General features: G+C 62.9%; 19 protein-coding genes. 11 read left to right on the top strand and 8 right to left on the bottom strand.

What is annotated here, in order from left to right:
* The first annotated feature begins 147 nt into the window (after positions 1–147).
* Genes rpiB through AX703_RS01650 form a run of 5 tightly spaced genes read left to right on the top strand, consistent with a single transcriptional unit; the run spans position 148 to position 3,343 of the window.
* Entirely contained in the window at positions 148–585 is a 438-nt protein-coding gene (gene rpiB / locus AX703_RS01670) for a ribose 5-phosphate isomerase B (protein WP_039331261.1), read from the top strand.
* Between the two features lie 13 nt (positions 586–598).
* The gene (gene glyA / locus AX703_RS01665; protein WP_039331262.1) at positions 599–1,909 is read left to right on the top strand and encodes a serine hydroxymethyltransferase; all 1,311 of its coding nucleotides are present in this window, start codon (positions 599–601) and stop codon (positions 1,907–1,909) included.
* 4 nt (positions 1,910–1,913) lie between these two features.
* Positions 1,914–2,120, top strand: coding sequence for a hypothetical protein (locus AX703_RS01660; protein ID WP_062342172.1), 207 nt, complete (start codon positions 1,914–1,916; stop codon positions 2,118–2,120).
* 3 nt (positions 2,121–2,123) lie between these two features.
* Entirely contained in the window at positions 2,124–2,588 is a 465-nt protein-coding gene (gene nrdR, locus AX703_RS01655) for a transcriptional regulator NrdR (protein WP_039331266.1), read from the top strand.
* Between the two features lie 2 nt (positions 2,589–2,590).
* Complete coding sequence (locus AX703_RS01650; protein WP_062342169.1) at positions 2,591–3,343, top strand: RNA methyltransferase; 753 nt, start codon at positions 2,591–2,593, stop codon at positions 3,341–3,343.
* Positions 3,344–3,346: 3 nt separating this feature from the next.
* On the opposite strand, the gene AX703_RS01645 is transcribed toward AX703_RS01650, so the two are convergent.
* On the bottom strand, positions 3,347–3,649 hold the full coding sequence (locus AX703_RS01645) for a chorismate mutase (protein WP_052241883.1): 303 nt from the start codon (positions 3,647–3,649) through the stop codon (positions 3,347–3,349).
* Positions 3,650–3,852: 203 nt separating this feature from the next.
* On the opposite strand from AX703_RS01645, the gene rpsD reads away from it, so the two are divergent.
* Together rpsD and AX703_RS01635 are read left to right on the top strand one after the other, a co-directional pair.
* Positions 3,853–4,464 carry a 30S ribosomal protein S4 gene (rpsD, locus tag AX703_RS01640; RefSeq protein WP_039331270.1) on the top strand — a complete coding sequence of 204 codons (612 nt, stop codon included), beginning with the start codon at positions 3,853–3,855 and terminating at the stop codon, positions 4,462–4,464.
* 94 nt (positions 4,465–4,558) lie between these two features.
* Positions 4,559–4,810: a hypothetical protein gene (locus AX703_RS01635; protein WP_231735310.1), complete on the top strand. Its 252-nt coding sequence runs from the start codon at positions 4,559–4,561 to the stop codon at positions 4,808–4,810.
* On the opposite strand, the gene tgt is transcribed toward AX703_RS01635, so the two are convergent.
* The gene (gene tgt, locus AX703_RS01630; protein ID WP_062342168.1) at positions 4,807–5,931 is read right to left on the bottom strand and encodes a tRNA guanosine(34) transglycosylase Tgt; all 1,125 of its coding nucleotides are present in this window, start codon (positions 5,929–5,931) and stop codon (positions 4,807–4,809) included. The two genes, AX703_RS01635 and tgt, sit on opposite strands and share 4 nt — an antisense overlap.
* A 62-nt stretch (positions 5,932–5,993) precedes the next feature.
* On the opposite strand from tgt, the gene AX703_RS01625 reads away from it, so the two are divergent.
* Positions 5,994–6,776: a TSUP family transporter gene (locus AX703_RS01625; protein WP_062342165.1), complete on the top strand. Its 783-nt coding sequence runs from the start codon at positions 5,994–5,996 to the stop codon at positions 6,774–6,776.
* Here AX703_RS01625 and AX703_RS01620 read toward each other — a convergent pair.
* The 6 genes from AX703_RS01620 to AX703_RS01595 all read right to left on the bottom strand — a co-directional run bounded on the left by AX703_RS01620 (position 6,773) and on the right by AX703_RS01595 (position 11,549).
* A complete protein-coding gene (locus tag AX703_RS01620; protein WP_062342164.1) occupies positions 6,773–7,963 on the bottom strand; it encodes a cytochrome P450 in 1,191 nt (396 codons plus the stop codon). The two genes, AX703_RS01625 and AX703_RS01620, sit on opposite strands and share 4 nt — an antisense overlap.
* A 62-nt stretch (positions 7,964–8,025) precedes the next feature.
* Positions 8,026–9,069, bottom strand: a complete 1,044-nt coding sequence (gene queA, locus AX703_RS01615) for a tRNA preQ1(34) S-adenosylmethionine ribosyltransferase-isomerase QueA (RefSeq protein ID WP_062342162.1) — start codon at positions 9,067–9,069, stop codon at positions 8,026–8,028.
* A 41-nt stretch (positions 9,070–9,110) separates the two neighbouring features.
* A complete protein-coding gene (locus tag AX703_RS01610) occupies positions 9,111–9,782 on the bottom strand; it encodes a peptidylprolyl isomerase (protein ID WP_039331493.1) in 672 nt (223 codons plus the stop codon).
* 80 nt (positions 9,783–9,862) lie between these two features.
* On the bottom strand, positions 9,863–10,375 hold the full coding sequence (coaD, locus tag AX703_RS01605; RefSeq protein ID WP_039331280.1) for a pantetheine-phosphate adenylyltransferase: 513 nt from the start codon (positions 10,373–10,375) through the stop codon (positions 9,863–9,865).
* On the bottom strand, positions 10,375–11,271 hold the full coding sequence (locus AX703_RS01600) for a polyprenyl synthetase family protein (RefSeq protein WP_062342160.1): 897 nt from the start codon (positions 11,269–11,271) through the stop codon (positions 10,375–10,377). The genes coaD and AX703_RS01600 overlap by 1 nt, the downstream gene beginning before the upstream one ends.
* Before the next feature lie 14 nt (positions 11,272–11,285).
* Entirely contained in the window at positions 11,286–11,549 is a 264-nt protein-coding gene (locus tag AX703_RS01595; protein ID WP_039331283.1) for an exodeoxyribonuclease VII small subunit, read from the bottom strand.
* 71 nt (positions 11,550–11,620) lie between these two features.
* Between AX703_RS01595 and AX703_RS01590 the strand changes: the two genes are divergently transcribed.
* Genes AX703_RS01590 through AX703_RS01580 form a run of 3 tightly spaced genes read left to right on the top strand, consistent with a single transcriptional unit; the run spans position 11,621 to position 14,961 of the window.
* Positions 11,621–12,016: a DUF2177 family protein gene (locus AX703_RS01590; RefSeq protein WP_039331284.1), complete on the top strand. Its 396-nt coding sequence runs from the start codon at positions 11,621–11,623 to the stop codon at positions 12,014–12,016.
* Between the two features lie 42 nt (positions 12,017–12,058).
* Entirely contained in the window at positions 12,059–14,218 is a 2,160-nt protein-coding gene (gene purL / locus AX703_RS01585) for a phosphoribosylformylglycinamidine synthase subunit PurL (protein WP_062342158.1), read from the top strand.
* Positions 14,215–14,961, top strand: a complete 747-nt coding sequence (locus tag AX703_RS01580; protein ID WP_062342157.1) for a DUF72 domain-containing protein — start codon at positions 14,215–14,217, stop codon at positions 14,959–14,961. The genes purL and AX703_RS01580 overlap by 4 nt, the downstream gene beginning before the upstream one ends.
* Position 14,962: the final 1 nt, after the last annotated feature.

Below are 14,962 nucleotides of genomic sequence, written 5' to 3'. Positions count from 1 at the left end.
CGGTCGCAACCGCCATGACGCTCCCACCTGTTAGGATGAGCCCCATCGGGCAGATTTCCTCCAGCGATTTGCGGTGGCTTGTTGCGCTGCAAGAGCCTATGGGCGCGCCAACGAATCCCCTAATACCGCTGTCGAGTAACGATCCCCATGCGTATCGCCATCGCTTCCGATCACGCCGCTGTCGACCTGAAGGCCGCACTGCGTGAGTATCTCATCGGCCTTGGCCATGAAGTTGCCGACCTCGGGCCAGAGACCGCCGATCGCGTCGACTATCCCGACTATGGCTACAAACTGGCCTCGGTGGTAGCCGAAGGCATTGCCGAGCGGGGCGTCGCCCTGTGCGGATCAGGTATCGGCATCTCGATCGCAGTAAACCGCGAACCGGCCTGCCGCTGCGCACTGGTTTCGGAACCGCTCTCCGCAGCACTCGCGCGCGAACACAACGATGCAAATGTCATTGCGATGGGCGCACGCCTGACTGGCGAGGACATGGCCAAGGCCTGTCTTGACGCATTTCTTTCCACCGAATTCGGCGGTGGCCGCCATGCCGGCCGCGTCGAAAAGCTTTCCAACCCCGCAATCTGAAGGAGCCCCAGAGATGACCACCGCCACAGCAGCGCCGGAAATCCGCAAAGCCGGCTTCTTCACCGAGCATCTGGAAACGGCCGATGCCGAAGTGTTCGCCGCCATCAAGGGTGAGCTGCACCGCCAGCAGACCAAGATCGAGCTGATCGCTTCGGAAAACATCACCAGCCGTGCCGTGCTTGAAGCCACCGGATCGGTTTTCACCAACAAGTACGCCGAAGGCTACCCGGGCAAGCGCTACTACGGTGGGTGCGAATACGCCGATATCGTCGAGAACCTGGCGATCGAGCGCGCCAAGCAGCTGTTCGGATGCAACTTCGCCAACGTTCAGCCCAACTCGGGCAGCCAGATGAACCAGGCCGTGTTTCTCGCGCTGCTGCAGCCGGGTGACAGCTTCATGGGCCTCGACCTGAATTCGGGTGGCCATCTCACCCACGGCAGCCCCGTGAACATGAGCGGCAAGTGGTTCAACGTGATCCCTTACGGCGTGCGCCCTGACGATCACATGATCGACATGGACGAGGTCGCCCGTCTTGCCCGAGAGCACAAGCCCAAGCTGATCATCGCCGGTGGCACCGCCTATTCACGCACCTGGGACTGGGCCGCCTTCCGCGCCATTGCCGATGAAATCGGCGCGTGGCTGCTGGTCGACATGTCGCACATTTCGGGCCTCGTTGCAGGCGGCGCCCACCCCTCGCCGTTCCCGCATGCCCACGTCGTCACCACGACGACCCACAAGAGCCTGCGCGGCCCGCGTTCGGGCGTGATCCTCACCAATGACGAGGATCTGGCCAAGAAGTTCAACACCGCCGTATTCCCCGGCCTCCAGGGCGGTCCGCTGGTCCACGTCATCGCAGGCAAGGCGGTTGCCTTTGGTGAAGCGCTGCGCCCCGAATTCAAGGCCTATGCCCATCAGATCGTCGCCAATGCCAAGGCGCTTGCCGAAAGCATCAAGGACGCCGGCCTCGGCATCGTTTCCGGCGGCACCGACAACCATCTTATGCTGGTTGATCTGACTGCCAAGGACGTGACCGGCAAGGCCGCCGAGAAGGGTCTCGATCGCGCCTGGCTCACCTGCAACAAGAACGGCGTCCCGTTCGACAAGCGCTCCCCCTTCGTCACTTCGGGCATCCGCCTCGGCACGCCGGCTGGCACCACCCGCGGTTTCCGCGAGGAAGAGTTCCGCACCATCGGCAAGCTGATCGTGGAAGTGGTCGATGGCCTTGCGCGCAATGGCGATGAGGGCGATGGTCAGGTCGAACAGCGCGTGCGCGATCGCGTCGCGGAGCTTTGCGCGCAGTTCCCGATCTATCCGGAGCTGTAAGCTTATGAACGACCACGACGATCTCGCCGCTCGCGCCAAGCAGGAAATCTCCGGCATGGCCAAGCAGGGCATGGCCCACCCATCGACCAAGCCGGTCCTGACCGGCGCGGCCATCGGGGCGGTGGCCGGTGTGCTCCTTCCTGTCGTCTCGCTCCCGCTTGGCCTTGCCGTGGGTGCTGGCATTGCCTTCTGGCAGAGGATCAAGCGCTAAGCCGTGCGTTGCCCGTTCTGCGCCCATGACAACAGCCAGGTGAAGGACAGCCGGCCGAGCGAGGACAACACCTCGATCCGCCGGCGCCGTCAGTGCGAAGGCTGCGGGGCGCGGTTCACGACGTTCGAGCGGGTGCAGTTGCGTGAGGTCGTCGTAGTCAAGAGCGGGGAACGACGTGAACCGTTCGACCGGTTCAAGATCGAACAATCGGTTTCGCTCGCCTGCCGCAAACGCCCCGTCGCCCAAGAGCGCCTCGACCAGCTCGTGTCTGGCATACAGCGCCAGATCGAAACCATGGGCGATTCAGAAGTCCCATCCAAGGTCATCGGAGAGATGGTCATGGAAGGTCTGCGCCAGCTTGATAGCGTGGCCTACATCCGCTTTGCCAGCGTCTATCGCGATTTCACCGAAGCGCGTGACTTTGAAGAATTCGCTTCAAGCGTCCAGGAAATGAGCGGCCGCGCCTGAACATGACCGATACTGAACAGCGCCAGCCGGTCATCGTCCTGGTCCGCCCCCAGCTTGGCGAGAACATCGGCAAGGCCGCACGTGCCATGCTCAATTTCGGCCTGACCGAGATGCGACTTGTATCTCCCCGTGATGGCTGGCCCAATCCATCCGCCGGTCCCGCCGCTGCTGGTGCCGACAGGGTTCTGGAGAAGGCACAGGTCTTCGATACCCTCGCCGATGCCGTCAGCGATTGCTCGCATGTCTACGCCACCACCGTGCGCAAGCGTGGCGTGACCAAGCCCGTGCTGACGCCGGAACAGGCAGCGAAGGACATTATAGCCGCGCAGGGCCGCAGCGCGATCATCTTCGGACCGGAACGGTCAGGCCTTGAGACCGACGACGTGGCGCTGGCCCGCGCCATCATCACCGTACCGATCAACCCGGAATTCGGTTCTCTCAACCTCGCGCAGGCCGTCATCCTTTGCGCGTACGAGTGGTCCAAGCACGTCGATCTGGTTCAGCCTACCGTAGAGGACATGCTTCCCCCTGCCCCGCAGGAAGAGTTCGAAGGCATGTTCGAACAGCTTTGCACGATGCTTGAACCGCGCGGCTACTTCGAGCCCGAGGCACGCGCGGCCGCCACGCGACGCACATTGCGCACCATGCTGACCAAACCAGGCTGGAACCATCTCGAAGTGCGCACCATGCGCGGGGTGCTGAGCGCCCTGCGCCGCAAGGAAGGCTCGAAGCCGGGGGACGAGCCGCGCAGTTGAACTTCAGTCGTTGATCACGCGATGGTTTCGCTGGGCTTGTACCGCATCTGCGGCGTCCATCAGCCGATCCCAGAAATCGGTTACAAGCCCGACGGGAATACCGAGCTCGAAAGCGCGACGACGAATCACCGCCATCTGGGCCTTGCGCTCGTCGTCAGAAAGCTCTCGTTGAACCGTAGTGCTTGCAGCCAACCCAAATCGTTGAGACAAAAGCGAAAGTATTTGAAGGTCGATCGCCTCCAACCCGCCGGAAAGGGATTCCAACGGCTGCGACTGGTCGGAACGAGGCGGCCCTTCGTGCATCATTTTCGATAGCACCCCAATTTCGCTACCCTGTCTATGGCCGCTGCCCTTGACAAAGGGCTAATTGTCTGTTCTTGGCCGCGCTTCGCAATTGGCCCTGCACTCCCGGTGAAGCGGTGGCCGCACTTCGCAATTGGCAAAGTGGTGCGTGTCCGGGACTTGAAGCATCGGCGCGTTGCCGGTGCAGGCAGATTGAAAGGCAGCGCATGTCCAAGCGCAAGGCATCCAAGTACAAAATTGATCGCCGTCTCGGCGAAAACATCTGGGGTCGTCCCAAGTCGTCGGTGAACCGCCGCTCGTATGGCCCAGGCCAGCACGGCCAGCGCCGCAAGAGCAAGGTCTCGGACTTCGGCATCCAGCTCCGCGCCAAGCAGAAGCTCAAGGGCTACTACGGCGACGTGACCGAGAAGCAGTTCAAGCGCACCTACCAGGAAGCGTCGAAGATGAAGGGCGACACCGGTCAGAACCTGATCGGCCTGCTCGAACAGCGCCTCGACATGGTCGTGTACCGCGCCAAGTTCGCGCCGACCATCTTCTCGGCTCGCCAGGTCGTTTCTCACGGTCACATCTACGTCAACGGCGTGAAGTGCAACATCGCCTCGCGTCGCGTTCGCCCTGGCGACGTTATCAGCCTCGGCAAGAAGGCCAAGGAAATGGCCCTCATCGCTGAAGCGCAGTCGCTGCCTGAGCGTGAAGTTCCCGACTACGTCGCCGCCGAAGGCGACAAGGCCACCTTCACCCGCGTTCCGACGCTGGACGAAGTACCCTATCCGGTGAAGATGGAACCGAACCTGGTCGTCGAATTCTATTCGCGCTGATCGGTATTCCAACCACTGCGACACATGGAAGAGGCGGGGCGCAAGCTCCGCCTTTTTCGTATGTGCAAACAGGCTGTTACGTGTCGTTTCGCAGGTGAAATTTGCAGCAATTTGGGGAACTCTCGAGGCGCGCGACCATTGGGAAGGCATGTGTCTCTATCGCTTCGTCACCCCGCATCGCATCGGCAAATGGTATCCGGACTTGCTCACCGCGCAGCGCCAGGCTTTCGCCATCGGCGCCGGCTTTCTCGATGAGCGTACCGGCGAATTCTATGCCTACAAGGACACGAGGCTGGAGACGCAGGACCCGATGATGCAGGACGGTGCAGAGGGCATTGCCGCCTAACGCGCGAAGTAGTCCCGTCTGAAATCGGCTGCAAAGGCCGCAAAGCGCCCTTCTGCGATCGCCGCGCGCATGCCTGCCATGAGTTGCTGGTAAAACCACAGGTTATGCTCGGTCAGCAGCATGGCCCCAAGCATCTCGCCCGACTTGTGCAGGTGGTGCAGGTAGGCGCGGCTGTACTTGGTGCAAGTCGGGCACGGACAGCGTTCGTCGAGAGGGCCGGTATCTTCCGCATGCCGGGCGTTGCGCATGTTCACCGGGCCGTTCCACGTAAAGCCCTGCCCATTGCGCCCGGACCGGGTCGGCAGGACGCAATCGAACATGTCGACCCCGCGCTCAACCGCGCCGACCAGGTCATCGGGCTTGCCGACCCCCATCAGATAGCGCGGACGATCCGCAGGCAACTGCTGCGGCGCGAAATCGAGCGTAGCGAACATCGCCTCCTGCCCTTCCCCCACGGCAAGGCCACCAATGGCATAGCCGTCGAACCCGATGTCGGTCAGGGCGTCGGCGCTGGCCTTGCGCAAGCCTTCGTCAAGCGCGCCCTGCTGAATTCCGAACAGCGCCGCGCGTTCGGCATGGTCGGCCCCGGCGTTGAAAGCGTCGCGACTGCGCCTTGCCCAGCGCATCGACATTTCCATCGATCTTGCGATCACATCGCGCGGCTGGTCGGCGCGCGGGCATTCGTCGAAGCACATGACGATGTCGGACCCCAGCAGACGCTGGATTTCCATCGAACGCTCAGGGCTCAACAAATGACGCGAACCGTCGAGGTGGCTGGCGAAGGTCACGCCTTCCTCGGTGATCTTGCGCAAGTCCGAAAGGCTCATCACCTGGTAGCCGCCACTGTCGGTCAGGATCGGGCGGTCCCAACCGCCAAACTTGTGCAGGCCACCCAGACGCGCGACACGCTCTGCTCCGGGGCGGAGCATCAGGTGATACGTGTTGCCGAGGATGATGTCCGCACCGCTGGCGCGCACGTCTTCCATCTTCATCGCCTTTACCGTTGCGGCGGTCCCTACCGGCATGAACGCCGGGGTGCGGATGTCACCGCGCATCATCCGGATCGTCCCGGTGCGCGCCTTTCCGTCGGTGGCGTGGATATCGAAGGCAAAACGGGTCATCGTGCGGAGATCTCGGCAAAAAGAGTGTTGCGGCCCTTAGGCGCAATCGCCAAAGCGCGCAAATGCCAGACCTGCTCCTGATAGAACCCGCCAATCTCGATCTCTGGTTCTACCCGGCGTTGACCTGCGTTGCGGTGCTTTCGGGGTTTATCGACGCCGTGGCCGGCGGCGGCGGGCTGGTGATGATGCCGGTGCTGCTGTCCACCCCCCTGCCCCCGCATGTGGTGCTGGGGACCAACAAGATCCAGTCAATGTGCGGCACATCGATGGCCACGTGGCGCTATCACAAGGCAGGTCTGTTCAGTTTCCGCAAGAACGCCGCGACAGCCGCCATCGTTTTTGTCGGCGCAATGGCAGGATCGCTGGCAATTCAGCACCTTAGCGCGGACGTCCTCAAACTCGTCGTGCCAGTGCTGCTGATTGCTGTGGCGCTCTACACTGTCCTGTCGCCGGGCATGACCGACGAAGACCGCAAGGGCCACCTGTCCGAACGCGGCTACATGCCGGTCGGGGCCGGCGTTGCGTTTTACGATGGCTTTTTCGGGCCGGGCGCCGGACAGTTCTTTGCAACAACGCTGGTTGGCTTGCGGGGCATGGGGCTTACCCGTGCCACTGGCCTGACGAAATTTCTCAACGTCACCAGCAACATAGCCAGTGTGATCGTGTTCAGCATCGGTGGCCAGGCGATGTGGATTCTCGGGGCTTGCATGGGCGTCGGTGCCATGACCGGCGCGTGGATCGGCTCGCACTATGCCACTAAGTTCGGCGCCAAGGTGATCCGCCCGCTGCTCGTGGTGGTGAGCATCGGGCTGACCGTGCGGCTGGTATGGGGCTGGTTTTCCTAGGGATTCCAGACCAATGGCAGCGAAGTGCAGGCACCGACGTTGCCGCCCTTCATGGTGACGGGACGCTCCGGATCAAGGCGAACCTCAGGCATGCCAGCGAGCCATTCCTCAAGAAAAACAATCACTTCCATGCGCGCAAGGCCTGCGCCGACGCAGCGGTGGGCGCCCACGCCCATCGTGGTGTGCCGGATCTGGGTCAGGCCGCGGTCGAAACGCACCTCTTCCGGCGCAGAAAAGCTTCTCGGATCAAGGTTATGGAGTACGCTGGGCAAGTAGACAAGGTCACCGGCACGGATCGTGACGCCGTCGATTTGGATATCTCCAACTGCATTGCGACTCACGGCAACTGTCGGGTAGCGACGCATCAACTCATCGGCAACTGCGGGCAACTCTCGCGGGTTGTGGCGCATCCACTTCTGGTGCTCGGGGTGCCTCGCCAAGTGGAGCGCGACCATCCCGATCATCGCAGCAACCGTATCGAGTCCACCGAACAGAAGATTGCGGCACATTCGCCGCGCCTCGTCGACCGTCCATGGCCTGCCGTCGACCGGTTCCGACAGGATGCGGCTGAAGAGGTCGTCGCCGGGCTGTGCCATGCGCCTTTCGATAAAGGGCCACAGGTAATCGTCAGCCGCCTGCCGGAGTTGTTCTACCGTCATCGAACCGTCAGGGCGCGTGAGTTGGACACCGAGCTGGCGAAGTCGAGGACGGTCTTCGAGCGGTACGCCGATCAGGGTGAGGAAGATGTTGAGCGGCAGGATTTCGGCGAAGTCGCTGACGAAATCGCACTCGCCACGCGGGCGCAGCCCCTCGATCAGTTCGCGCGCGACTTCACGCACCTTGGGTTCCAAGGCGACGACAAAACGGGAGGCAAGGCCCTTCATCACCGGCGTGCGATACGCCTTGTGCGCTGCTCCGTCCTCCTGCAGCGGAATGAACTGCATGACTTCGCCAAGGCCCGGAGTCACGGCAAGGCACTGATTGGAGAGCCTTTCTGCATCTCCCCACAGTTGGCGCACAACGTCACCGCGCGCTGCGATCCAATGACCGCCATTGGCCGTAGTCCACACAAGGCCGGGGCCATCAAGCAGCGTCTTCCACGCGGCGAAGTAATCGCTCTCCACCCCCGGCGGATTGAAGATGTCGAAATCCACCACCCGGTCTGCCGGAACGTGTGCCGGTATCATGCCCTTCTCCCAGATCTGTTGGGGGGCAGGCTAGTCGGCACACCGTCGGCCGAAACTGCGCTTTATGGCAGGAGCAGGCTGGAATCGCCGTAGGAGTAGAAGCGGTAGCCGCTGGCAATGGCATGGGCATAGGCCGCCTGCATCCGGTCGAGCCCCATCAGCGCCGAAACGAGCATGAACAATGTGGACTTGGGCAGGTGGAAGTTGGTCATCAGCCCGTCGATTGCGCGGAAGCTGTAGCCCGGCGTGATGAAGATCGCGGTATCGCCTTCGAACGGGCGAATGACCCTGTCTTCGCCCGCCGCGCTCTCAAGCAGGCGGAGCGAGGTGGTGCCGACGGCGATAACGCGGTTGCCGTCCGCGCGGGCGGCGTTGAGACGGTCTGCAGTGGCGGATTCGATCGTGCCCCACTCGGCGTGCATCTGGTGGTCCTTGGTGTCGTCGGCCTTGACCGGCAGGAACGTGCCCGCGCCAACATGCAGGGTGAGCGTTTCAGTGCGGATGCCGCGCTCGGCAATCGCGTCCATGAGGCGCGGCGTGAAGTGCAGCGCGGCGGTGGGGGCGGCGACGGCGCCATCCTTGGCCGCAAACATCGTCTGGTAGTCTTCGCGGTCTCGCTCGTCGGTGGGGCGCTTGCCGGCAATATAGGGCGGCAGCGGCATTTGCCCTGCCCGTTCCAGCAGGACCTCGACGGGCTCTTCGCCGGGAAAGAACAACGTCCAGCTGCCATCGGGAAAGCGGCTTTCTGCAAAGGCAGACACGCCAGCGCCGAACCTGATCTCGTCTCCCTCCCGCAGGCGTTTGCCGTTGCGAACGAAGGCCTGCCAACGGCGCAGGTCGATCCGCTTGTGGAGCGTGGCGCCGATGCGCGCCCCCTCACCGTTCAAGCTTGGACGCTGGCCTTCAAGCTGGGCCGGAATGACACGCGTGTCGTTGAACACCAAAACATCGCCGGGATTCAACAGCGAGGGCAGATCAAGCACTGTGAGGTCACGGAACGGCCCGTCCATGCCAACGCCAAGTAGGCGCGCCGAATCACGCGGCCGGGCGGGACGCAGGGCAATATTTTCCTGAGGCAGTTCGAAGTCGAAGAGATCTACGCGCATGGGCGCGCCCTAGCCGCAATTGGGCAAGGATTCGAGACCCCTTAGTTTGACGTAGAATTGCTGAGCATGTCCGCCGTGATGGCAGCCGGTGCCGCTGGCGCGACCGGCGCCGGGGCCGCCTTGTTGTCAGCCGCAATCGAGGCCTGCACGATCTTGGTCGGGTTCTGCGGCGGTTCACCGCGCACGATCGCGTCCACAAAGTCCATGCCGGCGATCACACGGCCGAAGTTGGTGTACTTGTGATCGAGGGCAAAGCGCGGATAGAAGACGATGAAGAACTGGCTGTTGGCCGTGTCAGGTTCGTTCGTGCGCGCCATCGAAACCGATCCGCGCACGTGCGGAATGGCGTTGAACTCGGCCTTGAGGTCCGGGAGCGGCGAACCGCCCTGCCCAGTTCCCGTTGGGTCGCCAGTCTGGGCCATGAAGCCGTCGATCACGCGGTGAAAGATGATGCCGTTGTAGAAACCCTGGCGGACAAGAGTCTTGATCCGCTCAACGTGGTTGGGCGCCCACTCCGGCATCAGGCGAATGGCCACACGGCCACCGTTCGAAAGATCGAGGTAGAGGATATTCTCGCGATCCACGGACTGATCGGCATTGACCGTATAGGTCAGCGGCTTGGGCGCAGGTGCCGGAGCCTCGTCCTTCGCCATGGCAGGCGAGGCAATCAGGGCAGCGCCAAGCGCAAGTGCGGTGAGAAAGCGCGAAACCATGGAACAGTCGAACTCCGGATAACCTGCAGCGCCGATAGGCTTCTCGCGCTGTCGCTGCAATGAACGATTGCCGTTCTGTTTCAGTAGTCGCCCAGACGACCAAGCTTCTCGACCCTGGCGACCACTTCATCACGGACCATTGGCGTGACGAAATCGGCTATCTCGCCCCCGAAAAGCGCAATTTCCTTCACGAGCTTCGATGCGATGGGCTGAAGGCTGACGTCGGCCATGAGGAACACGGTCTCAATCTCGGCGTCGAGCTGCTGGTTCATGCCGGCCATCTGGTATTCGTACTCGAAGTCCGCAACGGCGCGCAGCCCGCGCACGATCACCGAAGCGCCTTGGGCGCGGGCGAACTTCATCAGCAGCGCATTGAAGCCCACGACCTCGACATTGTCGATTCCCTGGTCCGCCACTTCACGGCTGACCATGGCCATGCGTTCTTCCGGCGTGAACATCGGGTTCTTCGAGGGATTGGTGGTGACGCCGATGATCAGCTTGTCGACCAGCTTGGCTCCACGCCGGATGATATCGAGGTGGCCGAGAGTGATCGGATCGAACGTGCCCGGATAGACGCCGATGCGCTGCGCCATCAGTGATTCCTCTCGACAATGAAGCGCGCCAGTTCGCGCAGGAGATCGGCTTCAGGGCCATAGCTCGCCAGAAACTCGATCGCTTGTTCCACCAGGATGCGCGCCTGTTCGCGTGCCCTCTGTGCGCCCAGCAGCGAGAGGAACGTCTCCTTGCCCTGCGCTTCATCCTTGCGCAGGGCCTTGCCCGCCGCGGCTTCGTCGCCTTCGGCGTCGAGCAGGTCGTCGGCGATCTGGAACGCAAGGCCGATGTCTCGCGCATAGCCGCGCAAGTGCGTGCGGCCTTCTGGCGGAACCTTGGCGAGAATTGCGCCCATCTCAACCGAGGCGGAAAGCAGCGCACCCGTCTTGAGCTGCTGCAGCCGCGTTACGGTAGGCAGGTCGAAGCTCGAGGTTTCGGCAACGATGTCCATCATCTGCCCGCCGCACATGCCGTTCATGCCGCTGGCCGTGGCAAGCGTGCGGATCAGTTCGATGCGGGTGAACGGATCGCCACTGGTTGCAGGATCGGACAGGACTTCGAACGCGAAATCGTGAAGCGCGTCGCCAGCAAGGACCGCCGCAGCATCGTCGAAAGCGAGATGCACGGTGGGCTTGCCGTGCCGCAGGGCGTCATTGTCCATGCACGGCAGATCGTCATGGATCAGCGAATAGACGTGGATTGCCTCGATTGCGGTGCCGACCCGGACCGCGGCTTCGCGAGAAACGCCGAACAGTGCAGCGGTGGCGCAGACCAGCAGCGGACGGACGCGCTTGCCGCCACCGATCGTGGCATAGCGCATGGCTTCGACAAGCCGGTCGCGGGGATCGCCGGGCACGGGCAGGAGCAGGTCGAAGCTCTTGTCGATGTCTTCGGCGATAGCCTTGAGCGCAGGCTTGAGCAGACCGGTTTCGGCCATGACGGAAGCTCCGATCAGCCCTGGGTTTCGTCAAACGGGCGCAGGCCCTGCGGCTTGCCATCACGATCGGCCACGATCGCTTCGATCCGCGCCTGCGCCGCATCGAGCCGCGCCTGGCAGTGCGCGCGCAGTGCATCGCCGCGGGCATAAAGATCGATCGATTCATCAAGCGGGGCATCGCCGCTTTCCAGCCGCCGCACGACTGTCTCGAGTTCCTTCAGAGCCTCTTCAAAGCTGAGGCCAGCGATGCTTGGTGCGATATCAGGTGCGGTTCCCATTGGGGCAGCATTGACGGGGCCATGGGGCGCGGTCAAGCTTCGATCCGCAACAAGTCGGGGACCTGCACTCCATGCAATACGTGATCGCCTATGTCGCTGCCGCCGTGGTGTTTGGCGCAATGGACGCCGTGTGGCTGGGGTGGGCCGGGTCAAAGCTCTATCGCCCCGCGTTGGGCGATCTGCTGGCGCCGCAATTCCGCGCGGGGCCGGCGATCGTGTTCTACCTGCTCTACCTTGGCGGAATGATGTGGTTCGCCGTCCGACCAGGCCTGTCGCAGGGCCTGGGAGCGACGGCGCTGAACGCTGCGATCTTCGGCGCGATGTGCTACATGACCTACGATCTGACCAGCCAGGCCGTGCTGGCGCGCTGGCCGGTGCACGTGACCGTGATCGACGTGATCTGGGGGACGTTCGCGACGACAGTGGCCGCTACGGCAGCAACATGGATCGCGCTCAAATTCGCCTGACAGGACTAGCCTACACGCGCCCACATCGCTAAGGCGCGCGCCATGTCCGAAATCACGCCAGATGTCGTCGCCGCCCATGGGCTGTCCGAGGAAGAGTACCAGCGCGTCCTGAACGCGCTCGGACGCGAGCCGAACCTTGTCGAGCTCGGGATCTTCTCGGTGATGTGGTCAGAGCACTGCTCCTACAAGTCGAGCCGCATCCACCTCAAGAAGCTGCCGACGTCGGCGCCCTGGGTGATCTGCGGCCCCGGCGAGAACGCGGGCGTGATCGACATCGGTGACGGGCAGGCCGCCATCTTCAAGATGGAGAGCCACAACCACCCCTCCTACATCGAACCCTATCAGGGCGCGGCAACTGGGGTTGGCGGCATCCTGCGCGACGTCTTCACCATGGGCGCGCGCCCGGTGGCGAACATGAATGCGCTGCGCTTTGGCCGTCCTGATCACCCGAAGATGAAGCACCTTGTGCAGGGCGTCGTCGCAGGCATCGGCGGCTATGGCAACTGCGTTGGCGTGCCGACGGTCGGTGGCGAGACCAACTTCCACAAGGCCTATGACGGCAACATCCTCGTCAACGCGATGACCGTGGGCGTGGCCGACACCGACAAGATCTTCTATTCGGCGGCCACGGGCCTCGGCAATCCGATCGTCTATGTCGGCTCCAAGACCGGCCGTGACGGCATCCACGGCGCTACCATGGCCTCTGCCGACTTCGACGAGAAGTCCGACGAGAAGCGCCCGACCGTGCAGGTGGGCGATCCCTTTACCGAGAAGCTGCTGATCGAAGCCTGCCTCGAACTCATGGCGACCGATGCGATCGTCGCGATCCAGGACATGGGCGCGGCGGGCCTGACGTCGTCCTCTGTCGAAATGGCGACCAACGGCAAGGCTGGCATCATTCTCGACATGGACAAGGTGCCCTGCCGCGAAGAGGGCATGACGCCTTACGAAATGATGCTTTCGGAAAGCCAGGAGCGCATGCTCATGGTACTCAAGCCCGGCAAGGAAGCCATGGCCGAGGCGATCTTCCGCAAGTGGGAGCTGGACTTTGCCGTGATCGGCGAAGTGACCGACACTGGCCACATGGTGCTGAAGTTCAAGGGCGAGACGGTCTGCGACATTCCGCTGGGTCCGCTCGCCGAAGACGCCCCGCTCTATGACCGCCCTGCCCTATCGCTGGCAGACTACAAGGCGTGGGCTAACGTGGCGCCGCTCGGTTCTGTGCCGGAGAGCGCGGACCTTGGCGCCGATCTGGTCAAGCTGATCGGCTGCCCCGATCTCGCCAATCGCCGCTGGATCTTCGAGCAATACGATTCGCAGGTTGGTGCCGACACGTTGCAGAAGTCGGGCGGCGATGCTGCCGTGGTGCGCATCCACGGCTCGAAGAAGGCGCTGGCGATCAGCACCGACTGCACGCCGCGCTATTGCTATGCCGATCCCTATGAAGGCGGCAAGCAGGCCGTGGCCGAAACGTGGCGCAACATCTGCGCGGTTGGCGCGCGTCCGCTGGCAATCACCAACTGCCTCAACTTCGCCAATCCGCAGCGCCCCGAAATCATGGCGCAGATCGTCCAGGCGCTGAACGGCATGGGCGATGCTTGCCGCGCGCTGGATTACCCGATCGTCTCGGGCAACGTCTCGCTCTACAACGAATCGAAGGCCACCGGCGGTGGTTCGGCCATTCTGCCCACGCCTGCCATCGGTGGCGTCGGCCTGATGCTTGATCACGACGTGATGACCACCGTCGCGTTCAAGAACGAAGGCGACGTTATCTGGCTGGTGGGCAATGAAGGCTCGCATCTCGGCCAGTCGCTTTACCTGCGTGAAGTGCATGGCCGCGAAGATGGCGATGCGCCTGCGGTAGACCTTGCTGTCGAGCGCAAGAACGGCGAACAGGTGCGCGAATGGATCGCGGCCGGCAAGCTCACCGCTGTCCACGACATCTCGGACGGCGGCCTGCTCGTAGCGCTGACCGAAATGGCGCTGGCCGGTGACAAGGGCTGCTCGCTCGACGTGGCGCTGACCACGGCTTCGGCATTCGGCGAGGATCAGTCACGTTATGTCGTCATGACCAAGGCTGGCGAAGTTCTCCAAGGTGCAACCAGGCTTGGCACGGTCGGCGGAACGCAGGTAGCGGGCGTCGAACTGGCAAGGCTGCGCGAGGCCAACGAAGCCTTTTTCCGGGACTGGATGGAAGCGTGACGCACGGGTCCATCCGCGTCGGTATCGGCGGGTGGACCTACGAACCTTGGCGCGGGGGAGCTTTCTATCCGGTGGGCCTCCCGCACCGGCGAGAACTTGAATACGCCGCGTCAAGGCTGAGCTGCATCGAGATAAACGCGACCTACTACCGGCGGCAAAAGCCCGAGAGCTTTGCGCGCTGGGCAGCGGCCACTCCGGAAGGCTTCCGTTTTAGCCTGAAGGCGCTGCAATATACCATGCGGCGCAAGGTGCTGGCGGACAGCAAGGAGATCGTCGGCAAGTTCCTTGATCAAGGGTTCACTGCACTCGGCGACCGGCTGGGCCCGATCCTGTGGCAGTTCCGCGAAGGGAAGCGGTTTGAACGCGAGGACTTTGCGCGCTTTCTTGACCTGATCCCGGATCGCCAGGACGGCGTGGCGCTGCAACACGTGCTCGAGGTGCGCGACGTATCGTTCTGCGATCCAGCTTTCCTTGACCTCTGCCGCGATCGCAATTTTGCCGTTGCATTCTCCGACGACGCCGAGTTTCCGCAGATCGACGAGCAGACGGCGAATTTCTCGTACGCGCGGCTGCAGCAGTCGAATGAAGCTTGCGAGACCGGCTACGAACCCGCGGCGATCGGCAAGTGGGCGAAGCGCGGCCGCGACTGGGCACGGAACGGCAGGGACGCCTACATCCTGTTCATCGCGGGCGCGAAGCAGCGCAACCCGGCCGCAGCGCGGGCATTGATCGCAGCCCTCTGAC

This window comes from Novosphingobium sp. CCH12-A3 (assembly GCF_001556015.1).
GTDB classification, from domain to species: domain Bacteria; phylum Pseudomonadota; class Alphaproteobacteria; order Sphingomonadales; family Sphingomonadaceae; genus Novosphingobium; species Novosphingobium subterraneum.
This window is presented reverse-complemented; position numbering and strand designations above follow the sequence as displayed.

Excerpts from the sequence above, each read along its gene's own strand:
- coaD (WP_039331280.1), bottom strand. The coding sequence starts at position 10,375 with ATGGCGCAGCGCATCGGCGTCTATCCGGGCACGTTCGATCCGATCACT.
- AX703_RS01590 (WP_039331284.1), top strand. The coding sequence starts at position 11,621 with ATGCAATACGTGATCGCCTATGTCGCTGCCGCCGTGGTGTTTGGCGCA.
- rpsD (WP_039331270.1), top strand. The coding sequence starts at position 3,853 with ATGTCCAAGCGCAAGGCATCCAAGTACAAAATTGATCGCCGTCTCGGC.
- AX703_RS01625 (WP_062342165.1), top strand. The coding sequence starts at position 5,994 with ATGCCAGACCTGCTCCTGATAGAACCCGCCAATCTCGATCTCTGGTTC.
- AX703_RS01600 (WP_062342160.1), bottom strand. The coding sequence starts at position 11,271 with ATGGCCGAAACCGGTCTGCTCAAGCCTGCGCTCAAGGCTATCGCCGAA.
- rpiB (WP_039331261.1), top strand. The coding sequence starts at position 148 with ATGCGTATCGCCATCGCTTCCGATCACGCCGCTGTCGACCTGAAGGCC.
- AX703_RS01660 (WP_062342172.1), top strand. The coding sequence starts at position 1,914 with ATGAACGACCACGACGATCTCGCCGCTCGCGCCAAGCAGGAAATCTCC.
- AX703_RS01595 (WP_039331283.1), bottom strand. The coding sequence starts at position 11,549 with ATGGGAACCGCACCTGATATCGCACCAAGCATCGCTGGCCTCAGCTTT.
- queA (WP_062342162.1), bottom strand. The coding sequence starts at position 9,069 with ATGCGCGTAGATCTCTTCGACTTCGAACTGCCTCAGGAAAATATTGCC.
- tgt (WP_062342168.1), bottom strand. The coding sequence starts at position 5,931 with ATGACCCGTTTTGCCTTCGATATCCACGCCACCGACGGAAAGGCGCGC.
- AX703_RS01620 (WP_062342164.1), bottom strand. The coding sequence starts at position 7,963 with ATGATACCGGCACACGTTCCGGCAGACCGGGTGGTGGATTTCGACATC.
- purL (WP_062342158.1), top strand. The coding sequence starts at position 12,059 with ATGTCCGAAATCACGCCAGATGTCGTCGCCGCCCATGGGCTGTCCGAG.
- AX703_RS01650 (WP_062342169.1), top strand. The coding sequence starts at position 2,591 with ATGACCGATACTGAACAGCGCCAGCCGGTCATCGTCCTGGTCCGCCCC.
- AX703_RS01610 (WP_039331493.1), bottom strand. The coding sequence starts at position 9,782 with ATGGTTTCGCGCTTTCTCACCGCACTTGCGCTTGGCGCTGCCCTGATT.
- glyA (WP_039331262.1), top strand. The coding sequence starts at position 599 with ATGACCACCGCCACAGCAGCGCCGGAAATCCGCAAAGCCGGCTTCTTC.
- AX703_RS01645 (WP_052241883.1), bottom strand. The coding sequence starts at position 3,649 with ATGATGCACGAAGGGCCGCCTCGTTCCGACCAGTCGCAGCCGTTGGAA.